Below are 19,628 nucleotides of genomic sequence, written 5' to 3' on the forward strand. Positions count from 1 at the left end.
GGAAACCGTGGACACTGCTAGGTCGCCGTTCGAATCGTAGTGAGTAGTGGCGACTCGATAGTATTGAACGTCAAGTGGACCTGGGATTTGGCGCGGGTAACGCCTACGTAGAATAAGCGTGTGGACTCCTCCACCTGCTCGGGAGTCCTATCATAACTACTTGGTAATGCGCCTTTCTCAAGACCGACCATGATGACAGCCTGGAACTCCAGTCCTTTTGAGCTATGAAGCGTCATCAGGTTGATTTGATCTGGGCTCTTACCCTGGTTGCCAAAGATCTCGACGGTGAACTCTTCAAGCGCCCCACCCGTATCCGCCTCGTTGATAAGGTCAGCGAGGATGTCGATCTCGTCGCTCAGGCCAAGTTCGCTGCGGAGCATTTCGTCGAGGACAGCGTCAGCTAGAGATTTTAGCCATTTGAAAAGCGACAGGTGGCCATCCCGCAATGAGAAAAGAGCTGCAATCACCCGTTTACGAGAAGCAAGCCACTGAGCTTCGCTCTTTCCTGTGCGTTGCATGCGTTGCCAGGACTTGAGCAATTGCGAAAGTTGCACCTGCCCCGTTTGCCATCCCCCGGCACACCATTGCGCGGCCTCTGTTAGCCACTCTGTGAGGCGTGTACGCTTGATAGGTGAACCATTGTCGAGGCGGAAGTAGCGCGTTTGTATACGATCAGCTGCCATGGCGATCTGCTTACCCTCAGCCATGGATCGGTACAGCAGGGCTATGTCTCCTGGCTTCCAAGTCGGATTGGCGTCGAGCAGGGCTGGGACCAGCGTTTCGAGCGCATACTTTGCCTGTCCCGCGAGGTCACGCTCTAGCTTGTGGATACGAATTTCACCTTGCCGGTCATCATGGGATTGGAATTCCGCGCGGTCCGGAAAGAGCGACCTGGACGCGGCAATGATGCGATCGGCACAGCGATAGTTCATCCTGAGTGTTATGGCTTCAACACGGTGGTTCTGCGCCAGGGTTTTTAGCAGGGCCGGATTGGCACCGGTAAATCCGTAGATCGACTGATCCGGGTCTCCTACGGCAATGATCCTCACCCCCGCATCAAGCAATACCTGCACTATACGGTGCAGTGGTAAACCGAGATCTTGGTACTCGTCAATCACCACGACGGGATACTTCGCCCGTAAGGCCAGCCGCACCCAGTCGTGGTTCTCGATTAATTCCAGACCTGCGAGCACTATGCCGTCAAAATCGATCAGCCCCCGTGCAAGGAGGAGATCTTCGTAGGCTTCGACAACTCGTGTTTCTCGCTCAGCGCACGACCGCCACTCCTCAGAGTCTCGATCCACGACGGTACGTCGCAGCTTGTCGCACGCCGTGCGAGACGAGCTGCTCGGGGCTGCGCCATACACGGAACGGTAAGCCTCGCCGAAGAGCTGGCGAGACTCTGCCGGCGTCGCCACGGCCAGTGGGGTGGGCACGGCAAGTCCAGCCATTGCCGCGTAAGGTAGTACGAGCTCCGTCAAGCAGAACGAGTGCACGGTGGAGATGAGAGTGCGATTCCCATCTTCAACACCAAGCTTTGTCAATCTCGATCTCAGCTCGCTAATACAGGCATTGCTATAGGTGATGCAGGCGATGCGTTGCGGGCGGCGCACTGTCTCCGCGAGCAGCCTGGCGATCTTGACGGTGATGGTCTTGGTCTTCCCACTACCGGGGCCTGCCAGGATGACGCAGTTGCCTGTCGACTCGTAGGCATTCCATTGATCCTCGTTACCACGCAAATCCTCAGCGGCAACGAGATAGGCTGGTTTGACGATGCTCATCCCAGTTTCTCCTGCATGTACTTCAAGGCATTCTTGATGTAGTCGGGACATACATCAGCCTTTGCCGCGAGCAGTGCTGAAGCCAACCGCTGGGCAAACCGCCCTTTGCCGATAGAGTCGATGTCTTTGAGAAACTGCTTCGCATCCAAGGACGTGGGGTCAATTGCCAAGGCGCTGAAGCGTGCATGCATCTTCTTGTTGGTCGACAGCGCCAGAGCGGCCGTCTTGAAGTGCTCCTCAGCACCGGCCTTGAATACATCGACCTCAAAGGTGAACTCATTGAGGAAAATGCCGTACTCAGGTGCATGCTCAAGCACTTCATGGAATTCGAGCCCATCCCACATATCTTCGGGAATCAAATTCTCCATGATGTGATTCACCACTCGATTTTCCCCGTAGTTGTCGTTCACTCCACCGCCCTCCGGGTCGTCATCTTCCTGGCTCACTTCTGAGCCTTTCGGGTCGAAGTCGGTGAGTACAGCGAATGGGATGTCGAGCCCTTTAGGCCCAAGTAGCTTTACGTAAGGAGCGAAATTGGTCCCGGCGATCGAGCAGACAGTGATGCCCATGGCATCGAAATCGAAAGCTTTATCGTACAACTTGGCTAGCGTAGGCAGGAGGAACTTTTCGGCATCGCCTTCTACCAAGATGACGCCCTTAGAGAAGAAAAGCTCACCGCGCGTTACGTCGATGTAGCGCTCCAGATCCTCTCGATCAGCAGACTCGAGTTTGATCCCCGTGAGGGATCTAGCAACCGTATGCCCTCCCTTCGGAACATTTTTTAGCACTACGACGTTGGCGAGAGGAGCAACGCTGGCGACGTTTGGCGAGTGCGTTGTCAATAGGATGCTACGCAGCTCCTGACCTTGCTGATCCTCATCACGAGTTTTTAAGTAGTTTCGGTAGATCAAGCGTTGCAGATGGGGGTGCAGGTGCGCCTCGGGTTCTTCGATTGCCAAGAACGTGTGCTGCCGCTCCCCTTCTTCCACCAAGTACTGATGCTCAAGGTGCTTCAACGCAAGGTACAGCACATTTGCGGAGCCAAGGCTGGCCTCCGCAACCCTTCGTTTACCTCCATCAATCATCATTTGCAATGCACGAAGTAACCGTTCGGGTTCCGTTGGCGCAAAGCCCAGAGCCGTTTCGATTGCATGTTTATCACCGATCATTGTTGTGAGTTGGCCATTGACCTGCTTCACCACGTCAGCAAGCTGAGGTAAGCCTGCAATCCTTGATGTCGTTGTGTGCACCTCTTTGGCGATCTCTTCCAGCTCTTCTTCGTCAATGGTTTGAGCCGCTCGGTCCAGCAACGGTCGCAGTGGGGAACGCGTCCATCGTGCAAGATCCGACTCAGCGTCGCGAAGCGCGGGAAACAGGTCCATTGGCATCCACCGTCTCAATTCGTAGCTGACCGAGTTTTCCGGGCGATCACCACCGAAGATTACAAACTCATAGTCCGCTTCGCTTCGTGGTACTCGATCAATGCCTGCGATTGGTTGATAGCGGTACGTAACCTTCGCCACCATAGGCGAAGGTTGGATCAGATGGTCGGCGAGCACTGCCAACAGCTCTTCGCTGCCTTCGAAGTCACTGAACTCCACCGAAATTTCAATTACATCATTAGCCTTCAGCGGCCTAGGCAGGCGATCCCAGAAATCATCAAGACGCAATCTGCGTGCTGAGTCAGGAAGGGTCGGATCTAGGATCAACCTCAAAGCGAACAACAGATTCGTCTTGCCCACCTTGTTCTCGCCAAGGACAACAGCATGCTGCCCAAGCTCAACGTCGAGATGCTTAAAGTTCCTGAAATTCTTGATGGTGATTCGACTGATGTGCATACAGAATTTACTTCCCTGGATACCCTGTGCTCGATGGATTCAGAAACACATGGGAACAATGTTTTTTGTTTGGTTTACCGTTATACGTATTAGGAATTGGGTTGCCGTTACCCGCCCATTCGTTTCAAAACATCATGCGTATAGCTACCCCGTCGATTGCCGACCTTCAGGCACTTGATCATCTCAACGATATCGAGTCTTAGAGTTTCGCCCTAGCTCCCCCTCAGGAAGATCACCGTGGATAGCCTAGGCAGCTCGCACCGACCTGGCAATGGCTCCCTCCTCTATCGCGATGCGCCTATACCAAGGGCACCTTACAACCTCAGCATCAGGTACAAGCCGGTGCAGGAATTGCCTGCTGACCTCACGCATCGAATAGGCAAAGTGTTAATCGAATCTGGTTGCCGTATCCGACAGGTACCGCATAGCGGCCAAGTACAGGTTGAGTTAGAAGCTACTGATGACTAGTTTGACTATCTGTTGATCCATTGGATGGGCAGCCATGCACGCAGCCACTCTAGAACGAGTGGTGGATAGCTTACTCGCCCTCTTGAAATCAGGTATGGGCGCCCTCACTCCTTTGGATGGCGTTTCGCCATCAATCATTAAGGATGTTCATCATGCCGGACAATAAGCACATTACCCACCCTACCGACGCTCAGCGCATCGACATCAACGACCCCTTTGAGGTCAAAAACTGGTGCAAATCCCTAAGTTGCACCGAGACTGAACTCAAAAAGGCAGTCGATGCTGTCGGTACCTGGGCTGACGATGTGCGTGCTCATCTCAACAAGTGACAGATGATGCAGGCGAACCTCCTGCAGGTTCGCCACCCCTGTTGAGTACCGATAAATGCGGCAAGCTATAAAAGCACGCCATCAAGGAAGCACGAAGCAAGATGGGATACCCCTTTTATGACAATCCTCTCGATGAATACCTGGGCAAATTCTTCGATCTGCGGTTTCGGGAATTCGAAGCGAGTTGCATCACACTAGATGAAGACGCCGCTCCGGACTCAAGGGCAAGCGCAGTAAAAACCATCCTGGCTTTACAGCAAGAAATTCGGGCACTCAAGCTGGAGTACGATCTTCCTGAGAGGGCGTTTGATCGCTACAAAAGCGCCGCCGAACTTGCCGTTGAACGCTTCGACCGAGAGCATCCAGAGCCTCCAAAGTTAAATATTTCCAGCTGCCAACATACCCAGGCCAAGCCCGCGAAACGGGTTTTCCGTGACGGTAGCTTGCATGTGGTACTTCAATGCCCTGAGTGCGGAACGCAGCCGAGGTCGCTTCCCAAAAACGAGTATGACCTTGGCACACTGCCAGACTTTGATGAAGGGCTCTACCACCGTCTCACTGCTGAGCGAACCCTTTGGGCAGAGGCCCGCTGGGCCGTATATGAAGCGCAGATGCGAAATGGCAGTGATGTACCGGATTACGACAGAAAGGCCTTTGAAGACAAATTTCAAAGGATGGATCCTGCCCCATGCTTGGAAGGCTGTGACCATAAGCTGATAGACGCTCGCCTTCGGACTTATCCATCGGGTGGAAATGCTGTGGTTATGCAATGCATAACGTGTGGTCACCATGTCGGAGCATCAAGCAAAAGTAAATACCCCAACTGGGCATTTCTTTCTCCTTTCGATGAGGCGTTAACCAAAAGATCGAAGGAGGAGCTCGCAGCGTGGCATCGGCGACGGTCTGAAGCTTTGAGCAGTGACTTTCAGGATTACAAGTCCAGCATCCAGCAGAGGCTTCAACGAAGAGAACTGAGCTGGAAAGATAATTCCACGTTTGGTACCTACTATGACTCGCCGGAATGGGCAAGGACGCGTGCCCGCATACTGCATAGGGATGACTATCAGTGCCAGTCATGTAAGAACACCGCCGAATGCGTGCATCACATCCTCTACGACAGATTAGGAGCTGAAAACGATTTCGATCTGATTTCGCTATGTAATGGGTGCCATACCCTAGTACATGTGGAGCAAAGAAAATTCCACAATCTGTATCGGATGAGTCCAACTGAAATACGATCAATACACAAGCTTAGTGACGGTAATTGAAGATGATCGCCGATAGATGTTCTGTCTTTTGTCGGACAACCATCTTAGAACGAAGAAGTACTGTGTCCAGCTGAAAAGGCAGCACTTGGGTCGCTAAAGTGCACTATGACAAATCTGTCATGCCGAGAGAGTGACAGGGTGCTCCTTCATTGCCTTTTTAATTTCCTCTAGATCATCAAGGCTCGCGACTAGCCCCTTAGGCCCATACATACCCGCCACTGGTTGCTTTTCTGTGGGGTCTAAAACGAGCCGAAACGCGCCATTAACTGAATCCAGGACGTCCTGATTAACCCGAATGAGCATTTCAATCCGCTGATTGAGCTTATCAATAATTTTTTCTGCCTCAGCATTATCGATAGCTGTAAGCCCCCTACCGGCATCCAATGCAATGACCCTCTCCTTCAGAAGATTAGTCTGCGCCATAAGGCTAACCACCTTGTACTTCAACTCTTCGACATCTTCATCTTCATCTTCATTATTTTTCTGTTCCTCAACAATCATTCTGCTGCTGTTAAATGGCTTTTCAACCATCTCACGATATATTGTATTCCGCATTAACGTAACGTGGCTGAATGGCTTAACTTTTCTATTGAAATACGGAGAGCTGGGGCTGGCCGACTTTGCTGCCCTAAGCTCTGTAATGATCGCACTCAGTGCCCTGCAGTAATCAGTGATGAGCCCGTATTTCGAAGCATCAATCGTGCTTATCGCCAGCCCGATCATCGCTTCTATATGCGCGGATCGCCTGGCTATATACGGGCCAAATTTTGACTGCCTCTTCAATTGGGTACCCATATTATGCAATGTACTGAGAAATACGTTTAACGGGCTGCTCCAACAGTTTATACTGCTGTTGTTCACCCTCAAACGCACTGTAAACATCAAATACGTCAATTGCCCCAGCGTTCACCATGCTGCTGATTTGGCCAGCAAGCTGTGTAGCTACTGTCCCGGACGACCTATACTGGATCCCTAAATGCTCTTTGAGGTCACCTGATTGCATCAACAGTACAGAACGAAGATAAGCGAGCCGGCAGTCAAGATCAGGACTAGTGAGGTCAGGGAAGTTCTGTGCATCAATCAATCGCTTGAGCAGTTTTTCGTTGTCACCCACCGTAGTGCGCTGATAGTGACCTATGATTTCTTCTTTTTTCTGAACAACCAACTCATTCCGCTGGCCGCTATTGGCCATCTCCACCAACTGCATTTCGATTGCTTCAAGGACAACAGCCTGACGGGCGAAATGATCGTGTTCGCGTTCAAGCTTTTCGAGCTCGACCTCGTTACGATTTTCTGGCTTGCGTTGAAGTAAATCATCAATCATTTTAAGGACACCAATCATCAACTCCTTGTACTTATCCTTTTCTGCACTGATCGCTGGGAGGTGGTCAACGCCGCGAATGGCAAACGGGCATATAGCGCAGACGTTGGTGATTCCAAACATCTCGGCCACTTCTTTCGGGCAAATGTTATTAAATGGACAGATATGGGTAGCGTTGTAAGCTGGCGTCGTCGACTCCTTAGCACGAATGATATCGATGCCACTCTTGGCACCCTTCACCCTCGATAGACTCATCAATCGATGATTTGCAATGGCTTCCTCTGGATCCCTTTGGATGGCCTCCATAAGTCTCTTATTGAGTTTATACACCGCATCTGACAGATGCGGCGCTTCTCCCCTCTGAACCTTATCGACATTCTTCATGACCGCACTGAAAAGCAACTGCTCGTGACTCACGACAGGGTCATCATCTATAAGCGCGTAGTAGTAGACGAGCTCTTCAGTCTGCCCCGTAAAAAAGCGTCCTACCAATGAGGGTGGAAGGAATTTTATCGCCTCGGATACAAAACCTGCTCGTAACCCGTGTGGTGTTATATCACTTCGAACAGACGCGACGGGCACGGTCGCTAAACTATCCAGACGATAGTCCGAGATAAATTCTTTCGCCTGCCCCTTATCCCGCTCCCAAACTATGTCTCGAAGCTCGAAATCCTTGAGCTGAGCACGAATAAAATACTGTAGGCACAACAACAACAAAGGAAAGCTTTTGTAATTGGCCCAGTGCCTAGCGATGCCAGCGGTACGAAAAAGTGGCTTGAACATGCCAAACTGCGATTCTTCTTTCATGCCGTACCACAAGTTGTCTTGATACTCTGAACTGGTACAGGCGTCGTACCAATCGCGCTGGCGATCTAACAAGTCGATAACATGTCGCGAAGTGATAGCACTCCACTCGCCATGAGCCTTGTCAGTACTCACAAACAATGGCGCAAGAACCCTCCTGCTACCACGGTCCAGATAGCGGTCATACTGCTCCTTATCAAGCCAGATCAAATGCTTCTGGCGGATCCCTGTTTCGCACATTAATATAGTCAGCCGGATATCATTCGGAACAACCCTACGTTCAACGCGGTTATTAATCTCCATCTCGGCTATCCGGTAAAACCGAGGGATATACTCAAATCGTTGAATTTTGTCTTCATGATAGAAGATCGGTGAATAGTTAAGGACTGCAAAGTTTACGTTTTCGCAGGCTAACCCTTCGGAACCCCAGATACCTGACCAATAAGGATGTTCGTTGAGCTCAGTGACACTCGGGTAAACCAGGTTGCCATTCACAACTCCCGGCACTTCACCGCCAGCCATTTCGTTGAGATGCATCACAAGATACTCCAACGAATAGAGCATACTGAGGAAAGTAGCAAAGTAGGCACGTGGAATTGGCTTTTTTACGGTGCCGTGGCGCTTTTTCACTCTTGGATAACATGCATCGGTAAACGTGTTTTCGACCCTGTCCGCGCCTGCAAATCTACGGTTGTTATCTACGATGTAGCTAAAAAAATGATCAATGGGTTGGATACGCATGTAATGGGTATCATTGGTCCAAAAATTGCGTTTGCTCACCCCATTTATAAAGCTGAGAAGGGTCTGGGGGGGCTTTGTTATGAACTGAGCAAAGCCTTCAAGTAAAAGTTCATCTGCGGTCACGTAGAGTGAGCAGGAAAAATCATTCAAGGTTGTCGGATAATTACCTAAATGACCATCCCTATCCATGTAATATTTGAATAGATACATTGCGCAATAACACAACATAAAGTTCAGAGGAGTCACAACGTTTTTCTCCTCCTGCAGGCGCTTGTAGCGAATAAACGACTTGTACGTCCTGTCAATCAAAATGCAAAAATCTGTAACTTTTTTAGGTAAATGCAGGTAACCTTCCGGTAATGAGTTCTCATCCTCAATGGCAAAGCATTTCCGAACAATGCCAGTGCTGCCATAAAAACGAACGAGCCCATCTAGAGAGTGATCATTTCCCTCCAGATAATTTAATGTGGTTTCTACTGCTACAGCGTTCGCGTTTTTTCTGATCGTTTGCTTTTTGTTCTTTTTTGTCTCAATTCGTTGCAAAGCAGCCTTCTCAGCCTCAACCATGAGATAGTTTGCAAGCACCTCCCGCATTGGCGTCTTTTCAGCAACGACTAGCAAAAAATCCTTGACGTAATAACGCCTCAGGAACTCAAATTCGGTTCCAATGGAGTTTGAGTGCAATACCCGGATATCCTCCTCCGTTAGATCATCGGGATCGTATATAGTAGAGCACAGCACCAGCCGATACCAAAACGTGCCTCGTAGGCTGCGATCCTTCTCATCAAGCGCGCCTGTGTACGGTATTGATGAGCAAGGGTTTACACTACGCGCATAGGTAAGAGTTTTAGATCCATAACGAAGCGTAATTTTATCAACCAGATCCTCTTGATTATGAGGCACTGTAAAATTCAGTGGCAACAATATCTTGCGCTCACACCAAAGCACAACAAAAGCCATTTTGAAAAATGTATGTGCAACACCTGCTTGAGAAAGGTTTAAATTTTGAAATTCATCAAGTGATCGAATATCTCTACCCTTCCATGCACAGCAACGCAAAATTTCGGATATGCGATCCTGACTCCACTTCCGAAATATTACAGGCCCAAGCGCCTCCAACTTTTTCAAAAAAGACTTTGCAGCACATCTCGAAAAGGCATCATACTTACGCTTATACATACCTCTTACCAGGCTTACCGCCTCATCAAATTCAATAGCGATATCTTCTTGTGGCACAAGCCATATTGCATCAGTTTTCGATAGATTAATCATGCTGCTTCCAACGCTTGATTTTCGAGGAGGGAAAGTTCGTCTTTCAGGTAGGCAATTCGGGCCTCTCGAACCGTACGCGGTCCTCCTCCCAGTTTTGCCAGGTTGATTGCAGCCAAGGTAGCGTGGAGCATCTGCGCATCTTGACGCGCGTAACGTTTGGTGGTCGATATCTGACTATGCCCCATGTATTTCTGCACTTGGTGCAGATCTAATCCGTAGCGCCGAGTGCTATTGGGGTTAGGGTTCACACAGTGGTTTACCAGGTAATAACCATACATATGACGCAGGCTATGGAATCCGTATGTTTCACCTGTTATTTTGAATGCTACCTTTGTAAACCGCTCGTACACGGTCTGATAAGAAAGCGGCATCGGATCACCGTTTCTCAGATTACGAAACAGAAATTTGTGTCGTACAGGTGATAAACGGAGCTTTTCCTTCTCTCGTTCCGCTTGCTTATACTCAGCCAAAGCAATCCAAAACATAGAGGCAAAGGGTTCGATCATGTAGGTCTCAGCATGAGCCCGACCTTTGTGGGGAAGCTTATTGATGTCTTCTTCAGATATATAATTGATCAACACATGACGCCGCGTTGCCGGATCGATTATCACCACACTGCTACTTATATCAGCGTTAGTGCTAGGCCTCAGATCGCTCATCATCATCGTGAGCGCTTCAGACACACGGCATCCCGTAGCAGCAATCAGGCTCCAAAGAACCTTATCTCGAAGGTTTGGCGCTCTCTTAATCAGCTCGACGCACATGTCAATTGGAAATGTCAGCTCATCCCCACCAAACTCGTCGGTGAACGCCAGCTCCGAAGGCTTTGAAATGGGTGACAAACCAGCACATTTGATTCGCTTGGCACCACCAGCTATACACCCTGCCAACCAGCTGTTTGACTTTATTGCGGATCTAACTTTTTCAGGTGTCTTCTTTTTAACAGTCGTCTGTAAGGAGAAGCCTGACAGGGATGCTGTCCTAATAGCGCCACGCTCCTCGAGTTCAATCAATCCTCTGCGCAGCATTTCGCTTGCATCGATAAATCGATTAACACCGGCAAAATTTGTAACTACCGAAGAGCCAGATAAATTTCGATCCCCCAATACCCGAGCTGCTTTTCGAACCATCTCGGTACTGCTGGAGGTGCCAAACACCAGAAAACTCTCATAGGCGTCCAGAGCATCCGCCAGAAGCTCGGGCGTCAGCCCGCCATTCTGAAATCCCACCTCAGCCACATAGTTCAACATGGTTTTAACCGCATAACAGTAAGTCGATACGGTCTTGTACTTAAGCTTACGACTAAGTTGATAGGCCCAGTTATCAAAAAACGTATTCTGAAGCTCATCTGCGGAGACAAGCCTGAACGTTCTACGACCATCACGCACCGTCTCGAACATATCTACGTGCGGCACCGAGATGCGCGGGTTATTGGTGGGTGCTCTTAACAACGGGGACTTCCTAGGGTGGTTTTGTATAACGATCATTCCACAGAAATCTTATGTCGCGCAAGAGCACTTTTTAAACTTTTAACAACAAAAAATAAGTACACAAAGTGTACTTTTAAACATATATACCAAGTGTATTTATTATCACCAAAAAAAATACTTTCCATTCCAACTAAGTACACTGAGTGTACTTATTTACCAGTACGGAAGTGATGCATGATGAATCCCTCAGATTTCTCGAGCCCGAAGGGAGTGATGACTATGTTTTTGAGAACGCACTGAAAATGGAAAACGAATCAGCTACCTGTCAAAAGTAACGGCAGTGCTTGCACATGGGCAACAAAATAATCCGTGATCGGGAGGAGAAGCTTTGACCAAAGACAACCTACCAAAGGCGACCCAGCGAGCCTGCCCACCCTCATGCAATTTCCATGCACTCGACCTGGGTGACGATGTCTAGGAGACCGGATGCCGATAGCTGGTGCGGGTGAAGACCTGGATAGATGCTCCCCTCCACGCCAGAGAGTATCCGCATTGCACCAAGCATCTGACTACATTGCTTGGGATATTGGGTAGAAGCGTATTCCGGTGCGCACGATGGAGTGGACAGCCTAACTCCGTTCAAGATCATCCACCACATTGCGTCCAACCTTGACGATTGACCTCGCAGGTACTGCACAGCTCGCCTCCTACAACCGTAAAACATAGCTAGCAATAGGTGAGCTGCCTGCCGGCACTCCAGTGCTTTCAGCTTCGTGACGCATTACCATCTGAAGCGACAAGCAAAGCGCCATGTTGTGTACCCCTGTAAGACCTCTCAGACTTGGTTTTACGCTGCTTCGATTTGCTCGGCGCGCCCACTTGAATCAATGATCATCTCAATACCGTCTCACCTGCTAATCCACCGGTAGTAGAGACATTGCCCAAGGAATGGCAGATGAAACACCGCACTCTTGACTGGCGTAACCGCCGTAGCTGGCTGCCTTCAATTCGGATCTACGCGTGCGACTTGTTAGACCCGGCCCTGCGCCGGTATCTGGAGCGGAGACGCCCGAAATGCTGGTCAGATGATCTAGCCTAGTTGCCTGACCATGAGGAAATCATTTCCGCATTTTGCGAGAACATGGTGGGCTACTACGCCCACGCGAAGGCCTTCCATGGGTGCCGCCCTGAAAACCCCAGATCCTATTACGAGCAAGGGTTGCGGGGACAGCAGACTGACCGCATCCAGGCACGCTTTCGAGCGCTATTCCATGATGTTGATCCAGATAAAATCCAGAAGGCCCTCGACGAACTGCAGGATCGAAGCAACTGTGAAAAAGGGAAAATCTGGCTAACCGGGGATGACCGTAAAATGCTCAACGACTTTGGCCATTAAGCCATCAACGGCAGTGAGTACTTGATGGCACTTACCGCCAGGCTGACCCGTTTTGACCTCTATGGGGAGGATTATCGCTGGAGGCTTCGCGAAATCGGGATACCCACGGTTCTTGAGGTGGATATTCCATTCGCCCTTGTCCGAGAGGGACAGCGGGTTGAACTAGCGAAAATGATCCTCTTTGCGTGGGGGCAGAACGTCACAGGCAGGCAGCTTGGCAGGGACTCTTCTCCTTGCTACGTCATCCATCAGGATATCCCGCCAGAATGCATCAAGGCGCACTACCACCCCAAGCGCATCCGAGACGTTCACCGTGAGCCAGGTACGTACGTAAGTAACGTCACTAGGTGTGAGATGTGTGAGTAGCCGCGCAGTACCGGAGCTGTTCCATTTGTTCAGGGCGTCGGCGGGCAGGTCTGTGGGCAGTCCGCCATTACTCCAACAAACTTGAACCCTCTAAAACGGGTCGAACATCAAGCGAGACGTCTTCGCTACCGAAGGACGCCAGCTTGCATGACATCAACGACCAATCGTTCAAACTCCTGAACGGTGAGTGCCTTAGAACCGTACCCACGAATCCGAGTCAACTTCACATTGGCCGCTCTGAAAATCGCGTCCTTCATTGAATCATTTTCTCGAGCTTGGGCGCTGTCGTGATGAACGCTGTCAAGTTCGAAAAAAAACTTTGGGGTATAGCTATCGCGAGCATCGAATACGACGCTGTCCACGACAGCCCTGAAGAAGTAGCTGTGCTCCTTTGACGTCAGGTCGTCCTTGAACGCATTGATGTCCAGCACACTACTTAGGGCCACATTGGGGTAAGGGTTATACGTAGGGAATACCCGCCGCACAGCTTCAAAGAAGTTTTCCTCCTGTTGCGACTTGAAGAGTTTCACAGTTTTGGGGGCTGCGTCGTGTATTTGGTTGGCCTTTATGCTGATGTCCCCGCGACGCGCTTGAGCGATTTGCTCAGGCTGAACTGATCTGCGCTCTTGGATGATCTGCTTCGCAAGTGGCCGGTGCTGATTGGATAACGCAAAGCTCAAAAGCGATGGCAAGCTCAACTCCTGCATCACTTTGAGTTTTTCATCCACAAAGCGATCTTGAAACGCTTTTGAGAATCCGTGTTTACCCAACTCTATCATCAGCGCAATGTGTTCGAATTTTTGATACCTGGCTTTACTCGGGTAGTCGGCACAATCGGCAAAAAACTCGGTCTCAAAAAATCCAACCGCCTGCTGGGTGATGGGATCATTTGTTAGCTCTTTCGCATGCACCACGAGTGTATTGGATAAGCCCTCCCAGTCACGATTAGCCAACATCTGGTACATCGATTCTCGCTCGAATACGGCCACGGCTACCTCACTGCATATTTTTGTCAGAAGGAAATGCTCGCCCAAGCATAACACTGGTTTTACATACAGTGACGGATCTTCCACTTCCTACCAGCGCGCCGTATTGAAAATCGAAAAACGAGCTTACGGATCTTTGGTGGGTCTTCCGCAAGTATGCAACTGGTTGCGCACTTAGAAGACGTTCATATGCGCCCTAAAACGTCCGGTTTTGTTATGTTTTGTGTACCTAGGGGTAGGGTCTGATCTACTATTTTTTAGGCAATAGAGGGGGTAACCTATGATAAGAGTTCGAATCCCATCGCCTCCGCCATATTCGCACCGAAAGGCCCCATTTTATGGGGCCTTTTTGCTTTCAGCAGTTTTTGTTCCCCCATCTGTTCCCCCACCCTCTGTCTAGAGAATCCGGGGCGATTCAAAGGCGTAACTGAGAAAGAACAGAAAGTGCTAGCTCAGACTCTAAAACGCGCTACCGTCTCGTTCAGTGCTCCTGCCATCTGCGCCAACTCCAAACTTGCTACCTGGGTTTGCTGCCCACCCACCAAGACCTGGTTGGACACGTTACGAATCCCCATCAAGTTTCGATCAACCTCACGTGCCACCAGGGCCTGCTGCTCCGTAGCACTGGCGATCAGCAGATTGCGCTCATTGATCTGCGAGATCGAGTAGGCGATTTCCTCCAGGGCAACGCCGGAGCGTCGCGCGACTTCCAGAGTCGACTGCACCAGGTGACTGCTGCTTTGCATGGCGTTAACAGCGTGCACGGTATCGAGACGAATAGTGCCAATCATCTGCTCGATTTCCTGGGTCGACACCTGAGTGCGATGGGCCAGCGCCCGCACCTCGTCAGCGACCACCGCAAAACCACGTCCGGCATCGCCGGCACGCGCTGCTTCAATCGCCGCGTTTAGGGCCAACAAATTGGTTTGCTCCGCAATGCTGCGAATCACGTCCAGCACCGTACTGATATCTTGAACACCCCTGGCCAATTGCTGGATACGCTCCGAGGTATCCGTCATGCCCCCCGCCAGTGCCCCTATCGAGGATACCGTTTCCTGAACCTGCTCACGGCCGCGTTGCGCGGTTTGCTCGGACACCCGCGAAGCCTCACTCGTACTGACTGCATTTCGTGCGACCTCATCGACGGCCGCCGTCATTTGATTGACCGCCGCCGCAGCCTGCTCGATCTCCAGACCCTGCATTTGCAAGCTGCTGCTGGCCTGGCAGCTCACTGCGCTCAGCTCTTCGGACGAACTCGCCACCTGTTCGACCGACGCCGCGATGTGTTTGACCATTGCATTCAAGCTTTGCTGCATCTGGTGCATGTTCATCATTACGCTGTCGCCAGCACTAGCATTCACTGGCACTTCAATCGTCAGATCACCTTGTGCGATTTGACTCAAGACCCGCGCAGCATCATCGGGTTCTCCACCCAAAGGTCGAGTGACACTACGCGTCACGATAACCGCAGCGACGATGACCGAGGCCAGGCAGAACACAAGCAATCCCAACATGTTAAATCGCGCATCGCTGTACAGCGCCTGTGCCGACTTTTCGCGATCGGCAAAGATCTGACCTTGCGTCACCATCAAGGAATCCAGGCTTTTATAAACTTGCTGTTCGGCGGGGATGACTTGTTGTTTCAACTGCGTCATCGCGCCATCAAAAGCGCCTTGCTTGATCAATAGCTGCACCTGGGTGAACGCGGAGACGTAGGCCTCGCGATTCTTTTTCAGAGCAAAATAGGCGGCCTTGCCATCCGGTGAATCGAACAATGGCTCAAGCGTTTCGAGTGCTTGGCTGATGCGCTTTTTAGTGGCATCAATCGCCTGTTGCGCTTGCTGATTTTCCTTGTCGATCAGCAAATCCCTGGTGTTCCTGGCGTTGTCCCGCACGCCTGTGGCAATGACCAGGATCGGATCGATTTTCGGCCAGTCCTGTTTCACAATCACCATTGCCTGGTCTTTCAGCGTTGCCAGATCGTGCAACGCATAGAAAGTCAGGCAAATCAGAACCATCGGCGCAATTGCAAAACCGATAAAAATACGTCGTGCCGTGGTTAGCTTGGCCATATCAAAAGCTCCATGATTAATTCCTGCTCGATGGGCATCACCTTCATATCAACAAGGCCCATAAGCTCTACATCCGCAGCACAATCAGTCGCTTAGTGCCCGCGAATATAGTGTTCCAGCTGCCGGATCAGGTCGGCCTGCTCGACGATGGCTTCTTTCACCAAATCACCAATCGATAAAAGGCCAATCAGTTGGTCACCTTCAACCACCGGTAAATGGCGCAGATGTCTATCGGTCATGACTTCCATGCAACGCTCAATACTTTGCTGACTTTCTACCGTCACGACGGGTGCGCTCATGATGGCCCTGACCGGTGTACCTACTGAAGATCGCCCTTGGAGAACAACCTTGCGCGCGTAATCGCGTTCACTGATAACACCAACTACCTGACCCTCTTCTATTACGGGCAAAGCACCTACGTTCTTTTCAGCCATCATCTTCAGCGCTTCATACACCATCTGATCTGGCGCGATGCTATGTACCTGCTGGTTTTGCGAGACTTTTAGTTTCAGCAATTGTGCGGCTGTTTTCATGGATGGCTCCGAGGATAATTACGGATAAAAAACGCAAAAAAAAACGCCTGAAACCATTCGGTTCCAGGCGCCTTTGCCTGTTGTTTTGCAGTGTTAAAGCCAATGATCCCTGTCTGAGGTACCCACATTATTCATGGGCTGTTCGAAACATCGATCATCGTTGACCGAGGAGGAGCCCAGCTGAATATGTGGTAGGTAAACCTGATGTAGGTCTTGCAGCCTTTGTGCCAGCCGGCAGCATATGCATTTCATCCTGTGCGGAACTCCAGGTTCCTGAACGATCACAGCGACCGCGATCCAATCGAGTTTCAGTGGCCTGGGCAGATATCCCGAGAAAGTGAATGTCCAAGGTCAGCAAATCGATGAGCTTTGGGCCAATGGAAGTGAAAGTCCATCGCGTCGCTTCCGAGTGGTGCACTTTGTTAAGCACAGAGCATTACAACAGTGCACGTCCTGTTTGACTCCATCGCTCGGCAATCCACATTGCTCGTTTCCATGATCAACTCAGCGTGATCACATCAACCACCAACGATTCCAGCGCACGGTCAGGCACCTCCTGACCGTGTTTCATACCTGTAAACGATGTCTCTGGTTTAAAACGTTAAGGATGTCCCCAGTTTGTACCGATCCAGTCCCGCCCCCGCTCGATCTAAACCGCCAGAACGCAGCATGGCACCTGATACAGGATATGCTCGGTGGTGCTACCCAGAAGCTTGCCCACCCCATGGGACTGGACCCTTCCCATCACGATGACATCCACCTTGTGTTCATTAGCGAACTCGCTCAACGCCGAAACCGGATGCCCCAGAATGAAATGTCGACGATCAGAGGGTACGCCGAAGCGGCCGGCCAACCTCAAGAAGGACGCTTCCAAATCTCTGCGTAGCGTTTTGGTCAGGTCGGCGAGCGTCAGGCCGCCCATGTCCGCCAGATAATCAGCCGTGATATCGCAGGCGTACAACAAATGCAGCTCGGCATCACACTGCATGGCAAGGCTGGAAGCCTGCTTGATGATCCGCTCATTCAGTTCATTGTCGGCGGACTCACGGTCCGAGACCTCAACCGCCGCCACTACCCTGCGTGGCAACACGAAGCCGCTGCCACCCACCAGGAAAACCGGAACAGGGCAGCCGCGCAGCAAATGCCAGTCCAAAGGCGTGAAGAAGGCCCGTTTGAGCGCCGATTCATGCTGAATTTCCTTGATCAACAGGTCGGGCTGCAACGCTGCGACGTGATCAAGGATGTCCTGTTTCATATCCTCAGCCCAAACCACCTCGGTAGTCACGTCGATATCTCTTCCCCGCAGATTTTTTGCCTGGACCTTAAGCCAGTCGTGATGGTCCTGCAGGTAACGCTCCCGAGCCAGTTCTCGATCCCCTTCTTCAAGTAGCGATAACCATTTGAAAGAAGGGATTAGCGCCGCGATATGCAAACTCGCGCCGCTGGCCTTGGCCAGCGCTGCAGCATGGTTCATGGCTGAGGAATGACGCAGGGTCGGGTTAATGATGAGTAATAACCTTTGATACTGGCTCATGTAGGGTCTCCAGCAAGAACATCGTTTCAAGCAAGCTACGATGCTGGGCGCTTGCAGCCCATCGGTCGATGCCGGCTGCCAGATCATCGACATCGAAGCTTTTCCTCGATTTTGAGAGCCTGACGCGTTCATGACTTGATTTACATCAACTCTCAAGGACTGTGTTCGAGTTGAATAGCGCACGAATGCAAGGGCAACTCGCCGACGGAACGGGACTTACATCCGTTCGTCTGTTGCATCCACAATAAGTTGGATCTAAAGATCGTCCAGGGTGCTTCTGCACCGATGATTATTCCAGTTACACGGAGGCATACGCTTGAACGGTGCGGGCCGGCCAATTCAACGGCCCGATAGCGCTCACTGCCTGACTGCCAAAATGCTCCCCGGCACCGAGTACAGGGCCCGCTCTGTATTGCTGCCAATCAGCCGGTCGATTCCCACGCGTTGCTCAACGCCCATTACCACCACATCGGCCAAATATTCCTCGACGAATCCGCTGATCACCGGTACCGGTAACCCCATGACGAAATGGCGTCGTTCAGGCGGTACCCCGTAGCGCTCCGCCAGCGTAATAAACGCCTCATGCAGGGACTGACGCAGTTCCTCGATAAAGTCCACGCCCCAACTGCCTCCGGCCAGTGGCGCATCGCTGTTGAAGACGGGCGACAAGTCATAGGCGTACAGCAGGTGTAACGGCGCATCACATTGCAGGGCCAGGGCATTGGCAGTCTGGATGATGGTGTCATTCAAACCGCTGATTTGTGTCGCTGGATCGAACGGGTCCACTGCCGCCACGATCCGGTGAGGCAAGCTGTACCGGATTTGGTTGACCAGGTGCACGGCGACCGGGCATTCACGCAACAAATGACAATCCAGTGGAGTCATGAACACCCGCTTCAGAGCGGGTTCAAGGGTCACATCCTTGATCAACAGGGATGGCTTGAGATCTTCGACTGTCTTCAAAATATCCAGCAGCGGATGGGTGGTGAAGACAACCTTGACCGTCACCTCCAGACCCAGGTCGCAGAGCCGATCGAACTCCTCAGCCTCCCAGCGGCGATAGCGGCGCACATAGCGCTGTTGCTCTGCGTCGTCGACTTTTTCCTCCCACAAATGCACCACCGGTGTCGGTTCGACAAAGGCTCGAACATCCAGAACCGCGCCAACGGCCTTGGCCAGTGCGACGGCACGTTGCACGGCGGGGGACTGCCGCAGGCTTTGATCGACGATCAACAGCAACCGTTGATATTGATACATCACACACCTCCGTTCGACCCCGGCCTTCAGGTGCCGGCGTGCTTTAACACTGCGCCCTGGTACGTTGTGCGAGTTGATTTACATCAAACACGCGTGAATCGCCTTTACCTGTAAAAAGAGCGCCCCGCGATTTTCCGGCCAACGGTCCATCACGGGGCGATCCAGTCTTCAGGATTGCAGCATTCGTCCCGGCTTGATCGCCAGCACACTGCATGGCGCCCGATGCAGGGCA

13 protein-coding genes and 2 pseudogenes are annotated in these 19,628 nt (G+C 51.3%); 3 read left to right on the forward strand and 12 right to left on the reverse strand.

All coding sequences use genetic code 11. The annotated features are described in order from the left end of the window. Positions 1–17: 17 nt before the first annotated feature. The 3 genes and pseudogenes from ACSFE6_RS01650 to ACSFE6_RS01660 form a co-directional block, all read right to left on the reverse strand. Positions 18–1,781 carry an ATP-dependent helicase gene (locus ACSFE6_RS01650; RefSeq protein WP_435425981.1) on the reverse strand — a complete coding sequence of 588 codons (1,764 nt, stop codon included), beginning with the start codon at positions 1,779–1,781 and terminating at the stop codon, positions 18–20. Continuing rightward, positions 1,778–3,619, reverse strand: coding sequence for an ATP-dependent nuclease (locus tag ACSFE6_RS01655; protein WP_435425982.1), 1,842 nt, complete (start codon positions 3,617–3,619; stop codon positions 1,778–1,780). The genes ACSFE6_RS01650 and ACSFE6_RS01655 overlap by 4 nt, the downstream gene beginning before the upstream one ends. A gap of 246 nt (positions 3,620–3,865) precedes the next feature. Further along, positions 3,866–3,994: pseudogene (locus tag ACSFE6_RS01660) on the reverse strand (hypothetical protein); the annotation flags it as partial. Positions 3,995–4,239: 245 nt separating this feature from the next. Here ACSFE6_RS01660 and ACSFE6_RS01665 point away from each other — a divergent pair. Beyond that, positions 4,240–4,416, forward strand: a complete 177-nt coding sequence (locus ACSFE6_RS01665) for a DUF3606 domain-containing protein (RefSeq protein WP_260956279.1) — start codon at positions 4,240–4,242, stop codon at positions 4,414–4,416. Between the two features lie 101 nt (positions 4,417–4,517). Beyond that, positions 4,518–5,684, forward strand: coding sequence for an HNH endonuclease (locus ACSFE6_RS01670; RefSeq protein WP_435425983.1), 1,167 nt, complete (start codon positions 4,518–4,520; stop codon positions 5,682–5,684). A 117-nt stretch (positions 5,685–5,801) separates the two neighbouring features. Here the strand turns inward: ACSFE6_RS01670 and ACSFE6_RS01675 are convergent, their stop codons facing one another. The 3 genes from ACSFE6_RS01675 to ACSFE6_RS01685 are packed head-to-tail and all read right to left on the reverse strand — an operon-like array spanning position 5,802 to position 11,273. Continuing rightward, the gene (locus ACSFE6_RS01675) at positions 5,802–6,479 is read right to left on the reverse strand and encodes a hypothetical protein (RefSeq protein WP_435425984.1); all 678 of its coding nucleotides are present in this window, start codon (positions 6,477–6,479) and stop codon (positions 5,802–5,804) included. A gap of 1 nt (position 6,480) precedes the next feature. Further along, positions 6,481–9,822 carry a hypothetical protein gene (locus tag ACSFE6_RS01680; RefSeq protein ID WP_435425985.1) on the reverse strand — a complete coding sequence of 1,114 codons (3,342 nt, stop codon included), beginning with the start codon at positions 9,820–9,822 and terminating at the stop codon, positions 6,481–6,483. Next, the gene (locus tag ACSFE6_RS01685) at positions 9,819–11,273 is read right to left on the reverse strand and encodes a site-specific integrase (RefSeq protein ID WP_435425986.1); all 1,455 of its coding nucleotides are present in this window, start codon (positions 11,271–11,273) and stop codon (positions 9,819–9,821) included. The genes ACSFE6_RS01680 and ACSFE6_RS01685 overlap by 4 nt, the downstream gene beginning before the upstream one ends. Positions 11,274–12,351: 1,078 nt before the next feature. Here ACSFE6_RS01685 and ACSFE6_RS01690 point away from each other — a divergent pair. Continuing rightward, a complete protein-coding gene (locus ACSFE6_RS01690) occupies positions 12,352–12,648 on the forward strand; it encodes a hypothetical protein (RefSeq protein WP_435425987.1) in 297 nt (98 codons plus the stop codon). A 491-nt stretch (positions 12,649–13,139) separates the two neighbouring features. Here the strand turns inward: ACSFE6_RS01690 and ACSFE6_RS01695 are convergent, their stop codons facing one another. The 6 genes and pseudogenes from ACSFE6_RS01695 to ACSFE6_RS01720 form a co-directional block, all read right to left on the reverse strand. Next, positions 13,140–14,003 carry a DUF2726 domain-containing protein gene (locus ACSFE6_RS01695; protein ID WP_435425988.1) on the reverse strand — a complete coding sequence of 288 codons (864 nt, stop codon included), beginning with the start codon at positions 14,001–14,003 and terminating at the stop codon, positions 13,140–13,142. A gap of 449 nt (positions 14,004–14,452) precedes the next feature. Beyond that, positions 14,453–15,514, reverse strand: a complete 1,062-nt coding sequence (locus tag ACSFE6_RS01700) for a methyl-accepting chemotaxis protein (RefSeq protein ID WP_435426028.1) — start codon at positions 15,512–15,514, stop codon at positions 14,453–14,455. A gap of 30 nt (positions 15,515–15,544) precedes the next feature. Next, positions 15,545–16,072, reverse strand: a pseudogene (locus ACSFE6_RS01705) (MCP four helix bundle domain-containing protein); the annotation flags it as partial. Between the two features lie 92 nt (positions 16,073–16,164). Further along, on the reverse strand, positions 16,165–16,605 hold the full coding sequence (locus ACSFE6_RS01710; protein ID WP_435425989.1) for a CBS domain-containing protein: 441 nt from the start codon (positions 16,603–16,605) through the stop codon (positions 16,165–16,167). Between the two features lie 649 nt (positions 16,606–17,254). Continuing rightward, the gene (locus tag ACSFE6_RS01715; protein ID WP_435425990.1) at positions 17,255–18,139 is read right to left on the reverse strand and encodes a universal stress protein; all 885 of its coding nucleotides are present in this window, start codon (positions 18,137–18,139) and stop codon (positions 17,255–17,257) included. Between the two features lie 357 nt (positions 18,140–18,496). Continuing rightward, positions 18,497–19,396 (reverse strand): universal stress protein, encoded by a 900-nt coding sequence (locus ACSFE6_RS01720; RefSeq protein ID WP_435425991.1) that lies wholly within the window; start codon positions 19,394–19,396, stop codon positions 18,497–18,499. Positions 19,397–19,628: the final 232 nt, after the last annotated feature.

It is taken from the genome of Pseudomonas baetica (assembly GCF_051216495.1).
Taxonomy (GTDB): Bacteria; Pseudomonadota; Gammaproteobacteria; order Pseudomonadales; family Pseudomonadaceae; genus Aquipseudomonas; species Aquipseudomonas baetica_B.